Genomic DNA, 2,146 nt, shown 5'->3' with positions numbered 1-2,146 from the left:
CCCGCCGAAGCCCACGTCGGCCAGCCACGTGCGGCCGTCCGCCTCGACCGTCAGCGTGGCGTGCGAGCGCGGCAGGTGGTAGCGGCCCAGCCGGATCCTGGCCAGGTGCCGGGTCAGGGTGAAGCCCAGGCGTTCGAGCACGGCGGCGAACAGCAGGGTGTGCTCGTGGCAGTAACCGCCGCGCCCGCCCGTGACCAGCTTGTCCTGGAGGCTGCCCAGGTCGAGGTCGATTCCCCGGCCGAGGAGCACGTCGAGGTTCTCGAAGGGGATGGAGCGGACGTGTGCCAGGTGCACCTGGCGCAGCGTCTCGTACACCGGCTCGAGCGGGCCGTCGTGACCGATCCTGGTCAGGTACGCGTCGAGGTCGAGCTTCTCAATGTCCCATGTCATGAGATCGACCATGGCGCACACGACGGCCCGCGCGCATCACGCGTTCATGGGATTCGCCGACAGGACGAGCCTGATGGCGAAGTTGTGGTACCCGGCCCGTTCGAACGCCCTGGCCATCGGGACGTTGCCGGAGTCCGTGTCCGCCACGATCCGCCGGACGCCGCGCTCGGCGTGGCAGCGGGTGATCTCGCCGAGCAGGTCGTCGACGTACCCGCGGCCGCGGTGCTCGGGCACCACGCCGAGGTAGCCGACCACGGGGCCGCCGTCGTTGGCCGACGGGATGGCGACCCCGACGAGGTCCCCGCTCTTGTCGTACGCCAGCCGCCACCACGACCGGTCGCCCGGCATGGACGTGAGGTCCTGGACGTCCTCGCGGGCCTGCGCCACGGGATCCATCGTGATCAGGGCCTGGCGGGTGTGGAAGTCGAGCGTCCCTGCGGCAACCCGGCGGAACGCCTCCACGAACACCTCGTCGTCCTCCTCGCCGCGGAAGACGAGCCGGTCCGACGGCTCCGGCACGGGACCGTCCGTCCACTCGTAGCGGAGCCGTTCCAGCTCCTCGGTCAGCCCGGCGCGGCCCGCGGCCTCCCAGCGCCAGGCGATGGCCGCCGACGTCTTCGGGTGGTCGCGCCAGCCGGCGGTGACGAACACGTGGTACTCGGGCGCGTGCCCGTACCGGTCGTGGGCGTGGTTCAGCAGTTCGGCGGCGAGGCCCACGCGGTCGCCCACCGAGGGGTGGACGTAGACGCAGTCGAGCGCGAGCGGCCTGCCGCCGTCGGAAAAGCCCCACCAGACGGCGCGGGCCAGGATCTCGCCGTGGTCGGCGACGGCGAGCCAGATGCGGTCGAAGCGGTAGTTGCCGCTCTCCAGGTACGAGAGCAGCCGATCGGGATGTGCCCAGCTGATGGACTCATCGACGACACACCCGAGCAGGCGGTCTAGATCATCCTCGACCGCGGTGCGAAAAAGCACGATTCCTCCGAGAAGCAGAAGCGGGCGCCACGAGCGCCCAAACCATTGCCGAACATCTCAGCGCCTCCTTTCTTCCGACTTTTCGGTGTCTGGGGTCACTGTAGCGGAAATATCGCGACAGGATGGGCTCGTGAGGTCCTACAACGACGACACGCTGCCCCTGCAGCCTCCGGTCCGGCTGCCCGAGGAGGCCACCCTCGCGGCGGCCGTACGCGCCGCTCCCCTGGCCGAGGAGCTGAAGCCGGAAGGCTCCGACGCGGAGGTGCTGGCCTTCTGGGCGGAGCGCTGCCGCGAACTGCTGGCCACCGACGAGGGGCTGCTGCTGGAGCTCATCAGGATGTTCCTGTCGCGCGAGCCGCACCCTGGCAAGGTGCCCGAGGAGCTGACCGGTCTGGGTCTGGTACGGCAGGCGGAGCCGTACACGCTGAGCTGGCTCGGCCTGTGGACGGCGCGGCTGATCATCGCGGAGACCACCGGCCAGGACGTCCCCGTCATGGGGTCGCTCGCGGACGCCGACGCCGCGGCGCTGCTGCACGGCCTGCGCTCCTATCCGGAGGCGGAGCGCGGCGAGGAGCTGGCGGGGTGGCTCAAGGGCCGGGACACGGAGAAGGCGGCGGCCGAGATCGCCTCGGTGCTCGGCACGGTCAGCCCGCTGAGCCGGGCGGTCGGCGTGGAGCTGCTGTCGTCGAGCCTCGGGGAGTCCGGCCGCCTGGCGCTGTCGGGCCGGCTGGAGGAGCCCAAGCTGGGGGCGGTGATCGCCGCCAGGACGGGGCGCGAGGACCGG

3 protein-coding genes are annotated in these 2,146 nt (G+C 71.2%); 1 reads left to right on the top strand and 2 read right to left on the bottom strand.

Annotated elements, in window-relative coordinates; all coding sequences use genetic code 11:
- A partial coding sequence (locus AB0J09_RS63030; RefSeq protein ID WP_360713864.1) for an arylamine N-acetyltransferase occupies positions 1-390 on the bottom strand: 390 nt, incomplete at its 3' end.
- Positions 391-426: 36 nt separating this feature from the next.
- Positions 427-1,362 carry a GNAT family N-acetyltransferase gene (locus tag AB0J09_RS63025; RefSeq protein ID WP_360713862.1) on the bottom strand — a complete coding sequence of 312 codons (936 nt, stop codon included), beginning with the start codon at positions 1,360-1,362 and terminating at the stop codon, positions 427-429.
- Between the two features lie 130 nt (positions 1,363-1,492).
- Here AB0J09_RS63025 and AB0J09_RS63020 point away from each other — a divergent pair.
- Positions 1,493-2,146, top strand: a 654-nt coding sequence (locus AB0J09_RS63020) for a hypothetical protein (RefSeq protein WP_360713860.1), incomplete at its 3' end; no start/stop codon positions are given.

The sequence above is a fragment of the Nonomuraea sp. NPDC049784 genome (genome assembly GCF_040659615.1).
Lineage (GTDB): Bacteria > Actinomycetota > Actinomycetes > Streptosporangiales > Streptosporangiaceae > Nonomuraea.
This window is presented reverse-complemented; position numbering and strand designations above follow the sequence as displayed.